This is a genomic window from Macrococcus animalis, from assembly GCF_047425875.1.
Taxonomy (GTDB): Bacteria; Bacillota; Bacilli; order Staphylococcales; family Staphylococcaceae; genus Macrococcoides; species Macrococcoides animalis.
The window spans coordinates 128,148-145,881 of sequence record NZ_CP179727.1 but is presented as its reverse complement, the minus strand read 5'-3'; the positions used below and the strand labels follow the sequence as shown (position 1 = coordinate 145,881).

At 33.5% G+C, this 17,734-nt stretch carries 15 protein-coding genes; 12 read left to right on the top strand and 3 right to left on the bottom strand.

Going from position 1 to position 17,734, the window contains the following annotated elements; genetic code table 11:
* Positions 1–2 precede the first annotated feature (2 nt).
* From ACMGE9_RS00690 to ACMGE9_RS00680, 3 genes are read right to left on the bottom strand one after another with little or no spacing between them, the layout of a single operon-like run.
* The gene (locus tag ACMGE9_RS00690) at positions 3–2,591 is read right to left on the bottom strand and encodes a YfhO family protein (RefSeq protein ID WP_414043339.1); all 2,589 of its coding nucleotides are present in this window, start codon (positions 2,589–2,591) and stop codon (positions 3–5) included.
* On the bottom strand, positions 2,588–2,983 hold the full coding sequence (locus tag ACMGE9_RS00685; RefSeq protein ID WP_414043338.1) for a GtrA family protein: 396 nt from the start codon (positions 2,981–2,983) through the stop codon (positions 2,588–2,590). Before ACMGE9_RS00685 ends, ACMGE9_RS00690 begins: the two co-directional genes overlap by 4 nt.
* Complete coding sequence (locus ACMGE9_RS00680; RefSeq protein ID WP_414043337.1) at positions 2,976–4,010, bottom strand: glycosyltransferase family 2 protein; 1,035 nt, start codon at positions 4,008–4,010, stop codon at positions 2,976–2,978. The genes ACMGE9_RS00685 and ACMGE9_RS00680 overlap by 8 nt, the downstream gene beginning before the upstream one ends.
* 114 nt (positions 4,011–4,124) lie before the next feature.
* Here ACMGE9_RS00680 and ylqF point away from each other — a divergent pair, with 114 nt between their 5' ends.
* The 12 genes from ylqF to rpsB all read left to right on the top strand — a co-directional run bounded on the left by ylqF (position 4,125) and on the right by rpsB (position 17,652).
* The gene (gene ylqF / locus ACMGE9_RS00675) at positions 4,125–4,997 is read left to right on the top strand and encodes a ribosome biogenesis GTPase YlqF (protein WP_414043336.1); all 873 of its coding nucleotides are present in this window, start codon (positions 4,125–4,127) and stop codon (positions 4,995–4,997) included.
* Positions 4,987–5,751 carry a ribonuclease HII gene (locus ACMGE9_RS00670; protein ID WP_414043335.1) on the top strand — a complete coding sequence of 255 codons (765 nt, stop codon included), beginning with the start codon at positions 4,987–4,989 and terminating at the stop codon, positions 5,749–5,751. Before ylqF ends, ACMGE9_RS00670 begins: the two co-directional genes overlap by 11 nt.
* Before the next feature lie 155 nt (positions 5,752–5,906).
* Positions 5,907–7,076, top strand: a complete 1,170-nt coding sequence (gene sucC / locus ACMGE9_RS00665; RefSeq protein ID WP_414043334.1) for an ADP-forming succinate--CoA ligase subunit beta — start codon at positions 5,907–5,909, stop codon at positions 7,074–7,076.
* A gap of 15 nt (positions 7,077–7,091) precedes the next feature.
* Entirely contained in the window at positions 7,092–8,000 is a 909-nt protein-coding gene (gene sucD / locus ACMGE9_RS00660; RefSeq protein WP_414043333.1) for a succinate--CoA ligase subunit alpha, read from the top strand.
* A gap of 327 nt (positions 8,001–8,327) precedes the next feature.
* The gene (dprA, locus tag ACMGE9_RS00655) at positions 8,328–9,203 is read left to right on the top strand and encodes a DNA-processing protein DprA (protein ID WP_414043332.1); all 876 of its coding nucleotides are present in this window, start codon (positions 8,328–8,330) and stop codon (positions 9,201–9,203) included.
* A gap of 164 nt (positions 9,204–9,367) precedes the next feature.
* The gene (gene topA, locus ACMGE9_RS00650; RefSeq protein WP_414044420.1) at positions 9,368–11,440 is read left to right on the top strand and encodes a type I DNA topoisomerase; all 2,073 of its coding nucleotides are present in this window, start codon (positions 9,368–9,370) and stop codon (positions 11,438–11,440) included.
* A gap of 158 nt (positions 11,441–11,598) precedes the next feature.
* Positions 11,599–12,900, top strand: a complete 1,302-nt coding sequence (gene trmFO / locus ACMGE9_RS00645) for an FADH(2)-oxidizing methylenetetrahydrofolate--tRNA-(uracil(54)-C(5))-methyltransferase TrmFO (protein WP_414043331.1) — start codon at positions 11,599–11,601, stop codon at positions 12,898–12,900.
* Between the two features lie 72 nt (positions 12,901–12,972).
* On the top strand, positions 12,973–13,845 hold the full coding sequence (gene xerA / locus ACMGE9_RS00640; RefSeq protein WP_414043330.1) for a site-specific tyrosine recombinase/integron integrase: 873 nt from the start codon (positions 12,973–12,975) through the stop codon (positions 13,843–13,845).
* A 73-nt stretch (positions 13,846–13,918) separates the two neighbouring features.
* On the top strand, positions 13,919–14,401 hold the full coding sequence (gene hslV / locus ACMGE9_RS00635; RefSeq protein ID WP_414044419.1) for an HslVU peptidase proteolytic subunit: 483 nt from the start codon (positions 13,919–13,921) through the stop codon (positions 14,399–14,401).
* 14 nt (positions 14,402–14,415) lie between these two features.
* Positions 14,416–15,798 (top strand): ATP-dependent protease ATPase subunit HslU, encoded by a 1,383-nt coding sequence (hslU, locus tag ACMGE9_RS00630; protein ID WP_414043329.1) that lies wholly within the window; start codon positions 14,416–14,418, stop codon positions 15,796–15,798.
* A 65-nt stretch (positions 15,799–15,863) separates the two neighbouring features.
* Positions 15,864–16,637 carry a GTP-sensing pleiotropic transcriptional regulator CodY gene (codY, locus tag ACMGE9_RS00625; protein ID WP_414043328.1) on the top strand — a complete coding sequence of 258 codons (774 nt, stop codon included), beginning with the start codon at positions 15,864–15,866 and terminating at the stop codon, positions 16,635–16,637.
* Between the two features lie 238 nt (positions 16,638–16,875).
* A complete protein-coding gene (gene rpsB / locus ACMGE9_RS00620) occupies positions 16,876–17,652 on the top strand; it encodes a 30S ribosomal protein S2 (RefSeq protein ID WP_414043327.1) in 777 nt (258 codons plus the stop codon).
* The last annotated feature ends 82 nt before the right edge of the window (positions 17,653–17,734 follow it).

Here is a 17,734-nt window from a genome sequence, read left to right as displayed (position 1 = left end):
GGTTAATTCCTTTCAGCAGGTTTGTATCTTATATAAAGGATAGCAATTAAGATACCAAGTAAAGAAATTATTACCATTAACATAAAGTAGGGTGGAATGTAGTTAAATTCAACAACCTTCGTATCTTTAGTTACTTTTACAGCACTCATTAAATAGTTTGCACGTTCTACTTTTGCGTTTTTTCCATCTACTTTTGCTTTCATACCATCCCGATATGTTATAGGTATAGTTAAATATCCATTTTTAGAATTTTTTAAATTAACTGTCATTTTATTACCTTTATCGATAAAAGTATAGTTTTCAGGATTATCAACATTTGATAACTTATTGTAATCTTCACCGTAAATGCCGTTAATCGTTAACTTGTATGTTCCTGCTGTTAAGCCAACAAGAATTTTACCGTCTTTTGGAGCTTTTACTCTGTACATTAAATCGTCGTAATGTGTTCTATATTTACTTGTCTGAAACAACCGATTATTAGCATACTTATTAACATTGATTTGGTGATTTGTAACGGGTGATTGCAATTGTACATGCATTTCTAAATAGAAATCTTTATATTGTTTTAATATATCTTTTGGAATATCAATGACTAGGCCCCCACTCGGCGGGTCAACTACTAAACTGACATTGTTTTCAGTCCATTTAGAGCCACTTGGCGTAACGTTCACTTTATGTAGTAAGTTTTCAGCTTTTTCAATTTCATAATTAGAAGGTAAAGTTTCTGATACCATTCCTTCAAGCATTGCATGTTCTCTATCGATCGGTGTTGTTAAATCTTTCGAATTTGTTACTTTGTTAGTTATACGAACAAAAGGAATCATTTGTGTATTTTCGTAAATTTTATACTTTCCATTATCTAATATCAATTTGAAATTCTCAGGAATGTCAGTTTGATATGGTTTTCGTACTAAATATTTTACATTAAATAAAGATTCTAAGTTACTTCTTGAATTAAATGTTGAGTATCGTGAAAGTGATTCTTCTTTAATATTTATTTTTAATTGTTTGTAGTAGAAATCAATTAAAGAGCCGTCAAAAATACTTGAGTATAACGAAACGCCATTAAAATTTTGATACATAGGTGTATTGTCTTGTTCTAATACACGCCAGTCAATTCGCTCTCCTGGTTTTAAACCTTTTTTTAGTTCAGAAATTATCTGCCGTTGTAGAGGTGAATCATAGACGCTCGACTCAATATAGCTCATTTTAGCACGTTCTTCGATTCCAGGGTTGTAGTTGTCATAAATGTTATGAACTCGAACTGTATCCCAATTGAGTAATACGATCGCAGCTATCATGATGTAATATGTTGTTTGTTTAGCTTTATGATTTTTTAATATTAATACCGTAAGTCCTATCACTGCAATAATCGGTAATAACCAAACCCAAGTGACTTCTTTATGTATATAATAATGACTCATGAAGACGATAACGAAGCCTGGAACCAGTGAATATAAATAGTTATGAATTGAAATTTCTTTAAATTTCATAACGTAGAATCCAATGAGTCCGCTTGTAAAGAATGTTATAAGGTAGTGCCAACGCTTTTGTGGTGCACTAAAACCATTAAATACTGAGTCAATGAATGGTGTGAAGCTTAATGCCATTAAAACGATTGACATTAAAGCAAAGAAACGATAAAAATATTCTTCATAAAATTTAAATATAAATAAAGCTTGTAACGCAATGAATAAAACAATTACTAAATAATTGTCATAGAATATATTTGCGTTTTGATCAAAAGGGTCAAACATCGGTATTTTTTCTTTATAAGGCGCACGTTCATTCTGTACGAAACTCTTCGCGCCATAGAAGAAGGCAAAAGCACTAATCATAAGTCCGATGACTGCCATAATAACAAAATTAATCCATTGTTTAATGCGAGGTACAGTGTCATACTCACATCTAAAGATATTGCGCATTAAGAAGTAGACTAAACCAAATAATACTTGGTAATATGCAAAGTAAAAATTATTGATAAAAATACATGCAGTCGCAACAATGAAAATTCCTTTTTTCTCATTTTGTATATAACGTTCAATGCCTAGCAATAGTAAAGGCAAAAAGATAAATACGTCACTAAAGAATGACCAATATAATGTGAACCTGAAATAAATTGCTGAAGTTAAGAATAAGAATCCAGCAAGCATTGCTGAGATATGGTTCATTTTTATTTTCTTAAAGTAATAATAACTTGCTAAAATACCCGCTGCTGATTTAAAAATCGAAATGAAAAAGGCATTTTTAGCCCAGAATGTAACAGTATCAACTTTAAAATTCAAGAATAAATCTAAAAATCGAACTGCAACCATATTAAAAAAGAAGATGATTGACGTTGAATAGTAATAAGCTAAGTCAGTATAATAATCCCCACCTAAACCAAAGTCTAAGTTATAGAAATATTGACCTGACTTAAATTTGTCATATAAATAAAGTTGCATGGGTAGCATTTGTTCTAATCCATCATTTGGCCCCGTGAAAATAGTACCGTCTTTAAAAAATCTATAAATGTAAAAACTGTGACCAAGAATCGCTAATACTAAGGCGATTAAGCCTAAATAGAGTGGTTTTAATTTTTTATTCTTCATGATTTCTCCTTTGTCAAAATATAAGACGTCATGATATATGTTATTGGAATTGTTACAATGAGCGCAGGGAAAGGTGCTAATTCTTTAGAAAGATTAATCCACTCTACAAACGCATATAATAGAAATGTTTGAAGCCCCATGTTCACGACTTGTGTAAGCGGGAAGGTTAAAAATTTCTTCCATGTGGGTTTTACTTTATAAACATAATAACAATTCAAAAAATACGAAATTACAAATGAGAAAAGGAATCCTGAAATGTGACTTGTTAAATAATTTAAGTGAAAAACCTTTAATAGTAATAAATATACTAAATAGTAATTGAAGGTGTTGAATACACCTACAACTACGAATTTAGCGAATCTACAAATTTTATGAGGAATAATATTAACCATGGAAATTAACCGTCTCTTTCGATTCAGTGTCTGTATTAATATTACGTTCTGGACGTTTTCGATTTTCGCTACTGAATTTATTATTATGATACTTATTTAAGATTTCGTCTTTGATATTAGAATCTTGTACAAGATAATGTGGACGTTGTTTAGATTCATAGTAAATCCTACCAATATATTCACCAATGATTCCTAAACTGAAGAGTTGTAGTGCGCCTAAGAATAATACAGAAGAAATAATAGTGAAATATCCTGGTTCATCAATTCCATGTGTCATGATTTGAATTAAGGTAACTAAAATATAAAGTATACATAAGACCATCGTTACTGCACCAAAATAAAAACAAACACGAAGCGGTTTGTTATTATAACTTAAGATGCCATCAATTGCATAATCAACAAGTTTAAAGAAAGAGAAAGAAGATTGACCTTCATCACGTTGAACATTTTTAAAATTGATAGTTTTTTTGTTGAAACCAACCCATTCAAAGATACCTTTGGAAAAACGGTTATATTCTTGTAATGAAACAATACTATCTATAACACTCCTAGAAATTAATCTGAAATCTCCTTCACCATCCGTTAATTTTACATCTACCGTTTTATTTATTATTTTGTAAAATAGTATTGAAGGAATCTTTCTTATCGTTGACTCACCGTCTCGATCACGTCGCATTACTATTTGATCGTAACCCTCATAATAAGCATCTACCATTTGAGGGATTAGTTCAGGTGGATGTTGTAAGTCTGCGTCTAAAATAATACCACAATCTCCAGAACATGACTTGAGTCCTGCCATCATAGCGGATTCTTTTCCAAAGTTTCTAGAGAAAGAAATAAATTTGACATGAGAATCAACAGAGGCAATATTTTTAATTATTTCTAAAGTATTATCGTTAGATCCATCATTTATAAGCAAGATTTCATAGTTAAATCTATTTGATCTCATAATGTGTGTTATTATATGGTGCAAATTTTGAATATTTTTTTCTTCGTTATAGCAAGGGATAATTAATGAAATTAGCATAATGGCTCCTTTAATAATTAATTTTATTCCATTTGTAAAGTATATAGTATAATAATATTATAGATGAGTTAACATGAATTATCATTAAATTTAAAAATAGGAGAATTGAAATAAATGACAATCCAATGGTTCCCAGGTCATATGGCCAAAGCAAGACGTGAAGTTACAGAACAATTAAAACTAGTAGATGTGGTGTTTGAATTAGTTGACGCCCGAATTCCATACTCATCTCGTAATCCTATGATTGATGAAGTTATTAAAGATAAACCTCGTGTAGTGTTGCTAAATAAAATGGATATGGCTGACTTAAATAAGACGCGCCAGTGGATGAAATATTTCGAAGAAAAAGGTTTTTATCCAGTATTAATTGATAGTAAGAATGGGAAAAATTTATCACAAGTAACAAAAGCAGCAGAAATTGCAACAAAAGATAAATTTGATCGTATGAAGGCCAAAGGGTTAAGACCTAGAGCAATCCGAGCGATGATTGTAGGGATTCCAAATGTAGGGAAATCTACATTGATTAATCGATTAGCAAAGAAAACAATTGCTAAAACTGGAAACATGCCAGGTGTAACGAAAAAGCAACAATGGATTAAGGTTGGGACAAGTTTAGAATTGTTAGATACTCCAGGTATTTTGTGGCCGAAATTTGAAGATCAATTTGTCGGTAAAAAATTAAGTTTAACAGGGGCAATAAAGGATAGTATCGTTCATTTAGACGAAGTCGCTATTTACGGTATAGAATTCTTACAAGCGAATGATTTAGCATCATTAAATCGTCATTATAATATACAGGTAGAAAAAGATACGCCTTATATTGATGTATTTGATGCGATCGGAAAATCACGTGGTATGAAACTGCGTGGTAATGAAATAGATTATGAAAGTGTTGTTGAACTAATTATCCGTGATATTCGAAATGAAAAAATCGGAAAATACACTTTTGACACATTAGATTTGTTAGAGGATAAAGATGAAGAGTAATGAATATAGTATTGCACAACTGAAAAAACGAATAAATGAATTGTCTGAAAGTGAACTCGAGTCATTTTTCGAATTAGAAACAAGAGTTGGTGCAATAAAAATAAAAGAACAACAACTAAAGGTATACGAAAAACAAAAGCAATTGATAGATACATACAATGATATGCTTTTATACGAGAAGAAATATTTTGGAAAAGTTATCGCAGGTATAGATGAAGTTGGACGTGGTCCACTTGCCGGTCCGGTTGTTGCCTGTGCTGTTATATTAAATGAATCACATGCATATTACGGTCTTAATGATTCAAAACAAATGTCTAAAGTTAATCGTGCTAAAATTGAAGCAGATTTATTGCAACATGTAACATATTCTATTGGGATTGCTACAGAAACAGAAATAGATGAGATAAATATTTATGAAGCGACTAAAGTTGCAATGAACAGAGCGATTAAAGGATTACCTATTTTGCCGGATGTTTTATTGATAGATGCTATGAAGCTTGGTACTGGTTTAATTGAGGAATCCATTATAAAAGGTGATGCTACGAGTATCTCAATTGCTGCAGCAAGTGTTATTGCTAAAGAATATCGTGATCGATTAATGGTGGATTATGCCAAGCAATATCCAGGTTATGATTTTGAATATAATGCAGGTTATGGAACGAAAAAACACCTTGAAGGACTTACGAATAAAGGTGTCACTCCAATCCATAGGAAGACTTTCGAACCGATAAAATCAATGTTAAATGAAATGTAACAATTTAAAAACAGCATAAAAGACGTGTATATCAGAAATTTTAAATAATTGTTGATATTACATGTCTTTTTTGACTTATTCAGTTTACAATAGCGCTTACATTTTCTATAATTGAAACGTAAGATAAATAATTGTGCAATCTAGGAGGATGGAAGATGAATATCCATGAGTATCAAGGGAAAGAAATTTTTCGCTCGATGGGTGTAGCAGTACCGAACGGTTCGGTTGCATACACATCTGAAGAAGCAGTTGAAGTAGCAAAAGGTTTAACAGAAGGCGTTTATGTAGTAAAAGCACAAATACACGCTGGTGGCCGTGGAAAAGCGGGTGGCGTTAAAATTGCGAAATCTTTAGATGAAGTCGAAAGCTATGCTAAGGAATTACTTGGTAAAGTTTTAGTAACGCATCAAACAGGTCCAGAGGGCAAAGAAATTAAGCGCTTATTAATTGAAGAAGGCTGCGATATTCAAAAAGAGTACTATTTAGGTTTCGTTTTAGACCGTGCTACAGACTCAGTTGTTTTAATGGGATCTGAAGAAGGGGGTACTGAGATTGAAGAAGTAGCAGAGGCAACTCCTGAAAAGATCTTTAAAGAATTTATTGATCCAGTTGTTGGCTTAATGCCTTACCAAGCACGCCGCTTAGCTTTTAATATTAATATACCGAAAGAATCAGTAAATAAAGCAGTTAAAATTATGATGGGGTTATATGATGTATTCATCAAAAAAGATTGTTCTATCATTGAAATCAATCCATTAGTAACAACAGGATCAGGTGAAGTTTTAGCTTTGGATGCTAAAATAAACTTCGATGCAAATGCATTATTCCGTCAAAAAGACGTTATGGAATTACGTGATTTAGATGAAGAAGATCCAAAAGAAATCGAAGCGTCTAAATATGATTTATCATATATTGCATTAGATGGTAATATCGGCTGTATGGTAAACGGTGCAGGACTTGCGATGGCAACGATGGACACGATTAATCATTTCGGCGGAAATCCCGCGAACTTCTTGGACGTAGGGGGCGGCGCTACGAAAGAGAAAGTAACTGAAGCATTTAAAATCATCTTAGGAGATGATAAAGTAGAAGGTATCTTCGTAAATATATTTGGTGGCATCATGAAGTGTGATGTTATCGCTGAAGGTGTAGTAGCAGCAGCTAAAGAATTAGAATTAACAATTCCGTTAGTCGTACGTTTAGAAGGTACTAATGTAGACCAAGGTAAAGAAATTCTAAACAATTCAGGATTAGCAATTACTCCAGCTGGTACAATGGCTGAAGGTGCACAAAAAATCGTTGAATTAGTAAAAGAAGCTAAATAGGAAGCGGGGATAAACGTGGGAGTATTTATTGATAAAGATACAAAAGTAATCGTACAAGGTATTACAGGATCAACAGCATTATTTCATACAAAACAAATGATTGAATATGGTACAAAAATCGTTGCTGGAGTTACACCTGGTAAAGGCGGTATGGAAGTAGAAGGCGTACCTGTATTCAATACAGTAGAAGAAGCAGTAAAAGCAACGGGTGCCACTGTGTCAGTAATTTATGTACCAGCACCATTCGCAGCAGACGCAATTGTTGAATGTGTTGACGCTGAATTAGATTTAGCAATTTGTATTACTGAGCATATTCCAGTATTAGATATGGTAAAAGTGAAGCGTTACATGGAAGGTAAGAAAACACGCTTAGTTGGACCAAACTGTCCTGGTGTTATTACAGCAGACGAATGTAAAATCGGTATTATGCCTGGATATATTCACAAAAAAGGTCACGTAGGTGTAGTAAGTCGTTCTGGAACTTTAACTTATGAAGCAGTACATCAATTAACTCAAGCTGGAATCGGTCAAACGACTGCAGTTGGTATTGGTGGTGACCCAGTTAACGGAACAAACTTCATCGACGCTTTAGAAGCATTTAATAATGATCCTGAAACTTTAGCGGTAGTTATGATTGGCGAAATCGGTGGAACAGCTGAAGAAGAAGCTGCTGAATGGGTTAAAGCAAACATGACAAAACCTGTAGTAGGATTCATTGGTGGACAAACAGCACCTCCAGGTAAACGTATGGGACACGCAGGTGCCATTATCTCTGGTGGTAAGGGTACAGCAGCTGAAAAAATCAAAACATTAAATGCATGTGGTATTAAAACTGCAGCAACGCCTTCTGAAATCGGTTCAACTTTAATTGAACGTATTAAAGAAGAAGATGGTTTATATGAAAAATGTTTAACAGTTAAATAATATATGTTCAATATTCGAGACTCAATAGAGTCTCGTTTTTTTGTATGATTGTATCAATGAGTTTGTAGCAAGCGAAAGCGATACATAGAAAAAATCAATGATAAAATTTTCGAGCGATTAAAAAGTTCGATTAATAAAGCTTTTCAATGTGATGAATTAATCATACAATGCAACTAATAAATATATTTGTTATCTTCCAATTTTTATGGAAACAGCACGTAGATAAATTTTACAACCCAAAAAATAGATTATATCTCAACAATTTAATGTGATAAATTAATATTAACTTAACATCTATTCCATATCTTAATTACAGAGGTGATTAAGATGAAATATACACATGAAGAGCAACTTATACTTAAGCTCATCGCATCCGGTTTTACTACGCATCAATTACATAAAATAAAACAAAACTTTAATTCATTTGATAATCCTTATTCACGTCTCTATCCTATATTAAAAAAAATATTCAATAGAGATAATAAATTGGAATTAAAGATACAACGTTTCAAATCACTTGAAATAGAACAAGTGCACTCAGAATTAACAGTACGTCAAATTACGCCGATATTTTATAATTCTATTGGGTATTCTCATTTACTTAAACAAATTTATGACTACCCTTTGGTATTATTTTGCAAAGGTGATATTTCTATATTATCTTTAAATAAGTATTTAGCTATTGTAGGTAGTAGAAATAGAACAGGATATACCTCTGAAGTGATTGAACAGTTTATGCCGACCTTAGTCAAACATCAAATTACAATCGTGAGTGGTTTAGCTAGAGGTGCGGATAGTGATGCGCATCTTGCAGCTAATTATCATGGGGGCAAAACAATTGGTGTATTAGGTTTCGGACACGATTATTATTATCCAGAAGAGGTTACTTTGTTACGCCGAAATATGGAACATTACCATTTAGTAGTTAGTGAATATTATCCAACTACACAAATCGCAAAATATCAATTTCCTGAACGGAATCGTATTATTAGTGGATTATCACAGGGAGTGCTTATTACTGAAGCACAACTTAGAAGTGGTAGTTTGATAACTTGTGATCAAGCATTAGATCAAAATCGTAACGTTTATTGCTTGCCAGGACAAATTACATCTAAATATTCACAAGGTTGTAATCAAAAGATAGGAGAAGGTGCGAAGATAATTGTTCGAGTGGAAGATATTATTGAAGATTATAATTTTTAAGTTTCTTCTATTATAATGCCAATTCTGAAGGATAATATGTACTAATTTCTTTAGGGAATATTATTAATTTTGTATGAATTTAGAAATAAAATTTGACAAGATAGAATTGAAACGTATATTATTTATCATTGAAAAGCAAAACAGTTTTAAAACAAAAGGGGGATATCAAAATGGCAGAGAATCTCGTCATTGTAGAATCGCCTGCAAAAGCAAAAACCATTGAGAAATATTTAGGAAAGAAATTTAAAGTGGTTGCATCTATGGGACATGTTAGGGATTTACCTAGAAGTCAAATGGGTGTTGACGCTGAAAATAATTTTGAACCAAGATATATTACGATACGTGGTAAAGGGCCAGTTGTTCAAGAGTTAAAAAAACACGCGAAAAAAGCGAAAAATGTTTATCTCGCAAGTGACCCGGACCGCGAAGGTGAAGCGATTGCTTGGCATTTAGCTCATATATTAGGAATCGATCAAACAGCAAAATCTCGAGTTGTTTTTAATGAGATTACGAAAGATGCTGTTAAAGAGAGTTTTAAAAATCCTCGTGAAATACAACATGAATTAGTTGATGCACAACAAGCGCGACGAGTATTAGACCGTTTAGTAGGTTATAATATTTCACCAGTATTATGGAAAAAAGTTAAAAAGGGTTTATCTGCTGGGCGTGTTCAATCAGTTGCATTAAAATTGATCATTGACCGTGAAGAAGAAATTAATGCATTTAAACCTGAAGAATATTGGACAATTGATGGTTTATTTTCATTTAAAAATAAAGAATTTAAAGCGAAATTTTTACATGAAGCGAATAAGCCTAAAAAGTTAACAAACGACATAGAAGTAAAAGCCATAGTGAGTCAGTTGAAATCAGACCTATTCAATGTTACAGATGTTACAAAAAAAGAAAAATTAAGAAATCCTGCTTTACCATTTACTACAAGTTCATTGCAACAAGAAGCAGCGAGAAAGTTAAATTTCAAAGCACGTAAAACAATGATGCTTGCACAGCAACTATACGAAGGTATTGATTTAAAGAAACAAGGTACAGTCGGATTGATTACATATATGCGTACAGATTCAACACGTATATCTGATACTGCGAAGGCAGAAGCGGCAGGTTATATCGAAGAAAAGTTTGGTAAAGAATATTTATCAAAACGTAAAGTAGCATCAAAAGGTGGAGCTCAAGATGCTCATGAAGCTGTTCGTCCAACATCAGCATTAAGAACACCGACGGAAATGAAGGCATATCTTTCACGCGATCAATTGCGTTTATATAAATTGATTTGGGAACGTTTTATGGCTTCTCAAATGGCACCAGCAGTTATTGATACTGTGAGTGTTGATTTAGTTCAAGGTAATATAAAATTCCGTGCAAATGGGCAAACGATAAAATTTAAAGGATTTATGAGTGTGTATGTAGAAGGTAATGATGAGGATAAAGATGAGAGCGAGAATCGTTTACCGGATCTGAATGTTGGTGATAATGTAAATGCTGTTAACATTGAAGAGAATCAACATTTTACGCAACCACCACCACGTTATACAGAAGCACGTTTAGTTAAAACACTTGAAGAAAAGGGTATTGGTCGACCCTCAACTTATGCACCAACAATCGATACGATTCAAAAGCGTAACTATGTTAAAGTAGATCAAAAGAAATTCTATCCAACAGAGTTAGGTCAAATTGTGCATGAATCTGTAAAAGAATATTTCCCTGAGATTATTGATATTGATTTCACCGTCAATATGGAAACATTACTTGATAAAGTTGCAAACGGTGAAATAGAATGGAAAAAAGTCATTTCTACGTTCTATGGTGATTTCAAAACACATGTTGAACGCGCTGAACAAGAAATGGAAAAGATTGAAATAAAAGATGAGCCAGCTGGAGAAGATTGCGAGAAATGTGGTTCTCCGATGGTATTTAAAATGGGACGCTACGGTAAATTTATGGCATGTTCTAATTTCCCTGATTGCCGTAATACTAAAGCAATTGTTAAATCAATTGGTGTACCGTGTCCAAAATGTAAAGATGGAGAAGTAGTAGAACGTAAATCTAAGAAGAATAGAATATTCTATGGTTGTAACAATTTTCCGGAATGTGATTATTTATCATGGGATAAGCCTATTGCTCGAAATTGTCCAAAATGTGATACACAACTAGTGGAACGAAAAAAAGGAAAACAAACGCAAGTCGTATGTACAAATTGTGACTACGACGAAAAAGCGCAATAAGCAAAAAAATGTACACATCAAACATACAGATGTGTACATTTTTAACGTTTACCAACATTTTATCAAGAATAATAATAATTTATAATAAATTCAGATAAATCCCTTTTTAAAATAAGAAAAATGTATTACAATCGTGTATGACTTAGAGGAGGAATATTATGACGAAAGTAAATATTATAGGTGCTGGTTTAGCTGGTTCAGAAGCGGCTTATCAACTAGCAAAACGCGATGTAAAAGTGAAATTATATGAAATGAGACCGGTGAAACAAACACCAGCACACCACACAGATAAGTTTGCAGAACTAGTGTGTTCAAATTCACTACGCGGAAATGCATTAACGAATGCCGTCGGAGTATTAAAAGAAGAAATGAGAAGATTAGACTCATTAATTATTAAGGCGGCTGATAATGCAAGTGTACCTGCAGGTGGTGCCCTAGCTGTTGATCGTCATGAATTCAGTGGTTATATTACAGATACATTAAAGAACCATCCAAATATAGAAGTAATCAACGAAGAGATAACAAGTGTTCCAGAAGGCCCAACAATTATTGCAACAGGTCCATTAACGACTGAAAGTTTAAGTAAAGACATTCAACGATTAACTGGACAAGAGCATTTATACTTTTATGATGCAGCAGCTCCAATTATTGAAAAAGATTCAATTGATATGGATAAAGTATACTTAAAATCACGCTATGATAAAGGCGAGGCAGCATATTTAAACTGTCCAATGACTGAAGAGGAATTTAATCGTTTTTATGATACTTTACTGGAAGCGGAAGTGGTACCTTTAAAAGAATTTGAAAAAGAAATTTACTTTGAAGGATGTATGCCTTTTGAAGAAATGGCAAAACGTGGACGCAAAACACTATTATTTGGACCTATGAAACCTGTAGGACTAGAAGACCCTAAAACAGATAAACGCCCATATGCAGTTGTACAATTACGTCAAGATGATGCAGCAGGAACGCTTTACAATATCGTTGGTTTCCAAACGCATTTAAAGTGGGGCGCTCAAAAAGAAATCTTAAAATTAATCCCAGGATTAGAAAATGTTGAAGTGGTACGTTATGGTGTAATGCATAGAAATACGTTTATTAATTCACCAACAAATTTACAACAAACATATCAATTTAAAGGAAATGATGATTTATTCTTAGCAGGTCAAATGACTGGGGTAGAAGGTTATGTTGAATCAGCTGCAAGTGGTTTAGTGGCAGGAATCAATATGTCGAAACACATTAGTGGTTCAGCTCCTGTATTATTCCCTGAAAAAACTGTTATTGGTTCTATGGCATACTATATTACACATACGAACAGTAAGAATTTCCAACCGATGAACGCGAATTTTGGTTTATTGCCGAATTTAGACTCACGAATTAAAGATAAAAAAGAACGTTATGAAGCACTTGCAAATCGAGCGTTAACTACTTTAGAACATTTTAAAGTAACACTTTAATTTTTATATGGATATCATTGTTATTTCAAAATAAATTGTGTTACAATTCAGATAAATAGGGGTGAATTTGTGATGACTACTGACGTTGAAGCTTTTTTGAATTATTTAAAGTATGAGCGCAATTTTTCAGTACATACGATTACAGCCTATGAAAAAGATATCCATGGTTTCTCAGATTTTTTGAAAGTAGAAGGATTAACAATTCATACGTTCGAATACCGTGATGCTAGAAATTACTTAGTTCGCTTGTATGAAAAAGGTATGAAACGAACGACTGTATCTCGACATATTTCATCACTTAGATCGTTTTATAAATTTTTATATCGTGATACCGATAGGGTGAATCCATTTCATCAACTTGTACATCCGAAGCAAGAAAAGTATTTACCTGAATTCTTTTATGAAGAGGAAATGCTTCATTTATTTCAAGCAATTGACACTTCAAAGACTTTACATACACGAGATCGCTTAATATTAGAACTTTTATATGCAACTGGCATACGTGCCTCGGAACTGACACATCTTAAATTAACGGATATCGATCGTTCATTTATGATGCTTAAAGTTATAGGTAAAGGAAATAAAGTTCGGCTCGTTCCTTATGGTGCATTTGCCGAAACGGCAATTGAAGATTATCTTAAATTCCGTGCTACAAGAAGAACTGATCATGATTATTTATTAATTAACAATAGAAATGCCCCGCTAACTGAAAGGGGCGTTCGTTATGTTTTAAACCAAATCGTAATGAATGCGACCGGTATACGTAATATTCATCCACATAAACTTCGTCATACTTTTGCGACACATTTATTGAATAACGGTGCTGACTTACGAACCGTTCAAGATTTATTAGGACATGTTAATTTATCGACAACCGGTAAATATACGCATGTGACGAAAGAACATTTAAGGAAGTCATATTTAAATGCACATCCAAGAGCTTAAAGGAGTTGAGACATTGAATAATCAAATACATGCTACGACTATATTTGCGATTCGTCATAATGACCAATGTGCTATGAGTGGTGATGGTCAAGTAACGCTGGGTCAACAAGTCATAATGAAACAAACAGCTAGAAAAGTACGTCGATTATTTAATGATGAAGTAGTTGCTGGCTTTGCAGGAAGTGTTGCAGATGCATTCACTTTATTTGAAAAGTTTGAAATGAAACTACATGAATATAATGGGAATCTATCGCGTGCAGCTGTTGAACTGGCAAAAGAATGGCGTGGCGACAAAATGTTAAGGCAATTAGAAGCGATGCTTATTGTTATGAATAAAAATGAATTGCTGGTAGTAAGTGGTACAGGCGAAGTGATTCAACCAGATGACGATATTATCGCAATAGGTTCTGGTGGTAACTACGCACTGAGTGCCGGGCGAGCATTGAAGAAACATGCAAGTCATTTAAATGCGAAAGAAATTGCACTAGCTTCATTAGAAACTGCAGCAGATATATGCGTATTTACAAACCATAACATCATAGTTGAAGAATTATAGTTGGAGGGTTAGACTTGGATAAAAATAATTTAACACCGAAAGCCATCGTTGCAAGTCTTGATGAACATATCGTTGGTCAAACAGATGCGAAACGAAAAGTGGCAATAAGTTTACGCAATCGCTATCGTCGAATGGCGTTAGATGAAACGATGCAAAAAGAAATTATTCCAAAGAACATATTAATGATTGGACCAACTGGTGTTGGTAAAACTGAAATTGCGAGACGAATGGCAACGCTTGTTGGTGCACCTTTCGTAAAAGTAGAAGCAACAAAGTATACTGAAGTAGGTTATGTTGGTCGAGATGTAGAGAGTATGATTCGTGACTTGACAGAAAATGGTATACGTATGATTAAGAACCGTATGAAACAAGAAGTGAGTGATGAAGCAGAGAAGAACGCGACTGAACGATTAATTAAACTGCTAGTACCAGCAATGAAGAAAAAAGAAAAGCAATCAAATAATCCTTTTGAAATGATATTCAACCAAACGATGCAGCAAGAGGATTCAGAAGAAGATGTACCTGATGAAGGTGTGAAATTGAAGCGTAAAGATATACGTGAGAAATTAATTGCCGGTCTTTTAGAAGATGAACTTGTTAAAATTAAAGTTGAACAAGAATTAAAAGGAATGGGTATGCTTGGCATGAATGGCATGCAAGATAACATGCAAGATATGTTAAGTCAAATGATGCCTAAGAAAAAAGTTGAACGTACTTTGCCTGTTTCTCGTGCACGTGAAATCTTAATTGACGAAGAAGCGACGAAACTTATTGATGAAGACTCAGTTCAAGATGAAGCGGTTCAATTGGTAGAATCTATGGGGATCGTATTCATAGATGAAATCGATAAAATTGCTGGTGGAAACCAAGGTGCTGATGTTTCTCGCCAAGGTGTTCAACGTGATATCTTACCAATTGTTGAAGGCAGTGTCGTCCAAACTAAATATGGTGCAGTGAACACTGAGCATATATTGTTTATCGGAGCAGGTGCATTTCATGTGTCGAAACCAAGCGATTTAATTCCAGAGTTACAAGGTCGATTCCCAATTCGTGTGGAACTTGAAAAGTTATCGGTAGAAGATTTTATAAAAATTTTAAAGGAACCGAAAACGTCATTGTTAAAACAATATGAAAGCTTATTAGCAACCGAACAAGTGACCATTAACTTTACAGATGATGCCATTGAAAAACTTGCGCGAATCGCTTATGACGTCAATCAAGAAACAGATAATATCGGTGCGAGACGTCTACATACTATATTAGAAAAAATGCTTGAAGATTTGTCGTATGAGGCGCCAGATATGCCGAATGCACATGTAGAAATTACGGCACAATACGTTGAATCAAAACTAGGTACAATAGCCAAGAACAAAGATTTGAGTGAATATATTTTATAGTAGTACCAACCAAATATTGAATTAATATATAATACAAAAATTTTAAAAATTAAAGGAGCATATTAATGGAATTATTAAATCGCACGCGTAAAATCAATCAATTATTACAAGAACATAAGGGATTAGCAGTAGATTTCAAAGAGATGGCTGATCAATTAGGCTCGACGATGCAATCTAACGTCTTTATCCTTTCCCGTCGTGGTAAATTATTAGGATTTGGTGTTAATGAATTATTAAAAAATGAACGTATTATCAAAATGCTAGAAGAAAGACAATTTCCAAAAGAATACGTTGACTTACTTTTAGAAGTAGATGAAACGAAAAGTAATATTTCGTTAGATAATAATTTATCAGTTTTCCCTCCAGAAAATGAAGATTTATTTAATAAATCAAATACAGTAATTATACCTATTAAAGGTGGAGGTACGCGTTTAGGGACTTTAGTATTAGGTCGTGTAGATAAAGACTATGACGATCACGATTTAGTATTAGGTGAATACGCTGCTACTGTTGTAGGTATGGAAATATTACGTGAAAAACATGCTGATATTGAGAAAATTGCGCGTGATAAAGCAGCAATCAATATGGCAATCAGCTCATTATCTTACTCAGAAAAAGAAGCGATTGAACATATCTTTGAGGAATTAGGTGCGAATGAAGGTTTATTAGTTGCCTCTAAAGTAGCAGATCGTGTTGGAATTACACGTTCAGTAATCGTAAATGCTTTACGTAAATTAGAATCTGCGGGTGTTATCGAATCGCGTTCGTTAGGGATGAAAGGTACTTTTATTAAGATTAAGAAGGAAAAGTTCTTAGAAGAATTAGCAAATGCACACTAAGGCATAAATGATTCGATAAGTATTTAGCTTTTTATAACATCATATGAAAAAACTGCGCTATATCAATCATTTCAGTAAAAATGTATTGATTAGCGTGTTTTTATGTGATATATTAATATATGGCTTGAAAAAAGCCAAATTCACACACTATGGATGAATATTTTGAAGGGTGCAACATACAAGTTGTTTTCAAAATTGCCTGTAGTGGAGGAATAAAACCAATTAGGAGGAAATTAAAATGGCAGTAATCTCAATGAAGCAATTGTTAGAAGCTGGTGTTCACTTCGGTCATCAAACACGTCGTTGGAACCCAAAAATGAAGAAATACATCTTCACTGAAAGAAATGGTATCTACATTATTGACTTACAAAAAACAGTTAAGAAAGTTGAAGAAGCTTACAACTTTATGAAATCTGTTTCTGAAGAAGGCGGTACTGTATTATTTGTTGGTACTAAAAAACAAGCACAAGATTCAGTGAAAGAAGAAGCGATTCGTTCAGGTCAATTCTTCATTAACGAACGTTGGTTAGGTGGAACATTAACTAACTACAAAACAATCAACAAACGTGTTAAACGTATCTCAGAAATCGAAAAAATGGAAGAAAACGGTACATTCGACGTACTTCCGAAAAAAGAAGTTGTAGAACTTAAAAAAGAATATGATCGTTTAATCAAATTCTTAGGCGGAATTCGTGAAATGAAATCAATGCCTGCAGCTTTATTCGTAGTTGACCCTCGTAAAGAGCGTAATGCGATTGCTGAAGCAAAAAAATTACACATTCCAATCGTTGGTATCGTTGATACAAACTGTGATCCAGACGAAATCGATTATGTTATCCCAGCAAATGATGACGCAATCCGTGCCGTTAAATTATTAACTGGTAAAATGGCAGACGCTATCTTAGAAGGACGCCAAGGCGTTTCAAACGAAGAAGTAGCTGCTGAACAAAATATCGATTTAACTGAAACTACTGAAGAAGCTGCTCCAGAAGCAACTGAAACTACAGAAGCGTAAGTTTTTAAATAAAAGGTGATAAGTGTATAACATTTATCACTTTTTTTAGAACGAAATACACTTTACTTTAGCGTTTTTCGCT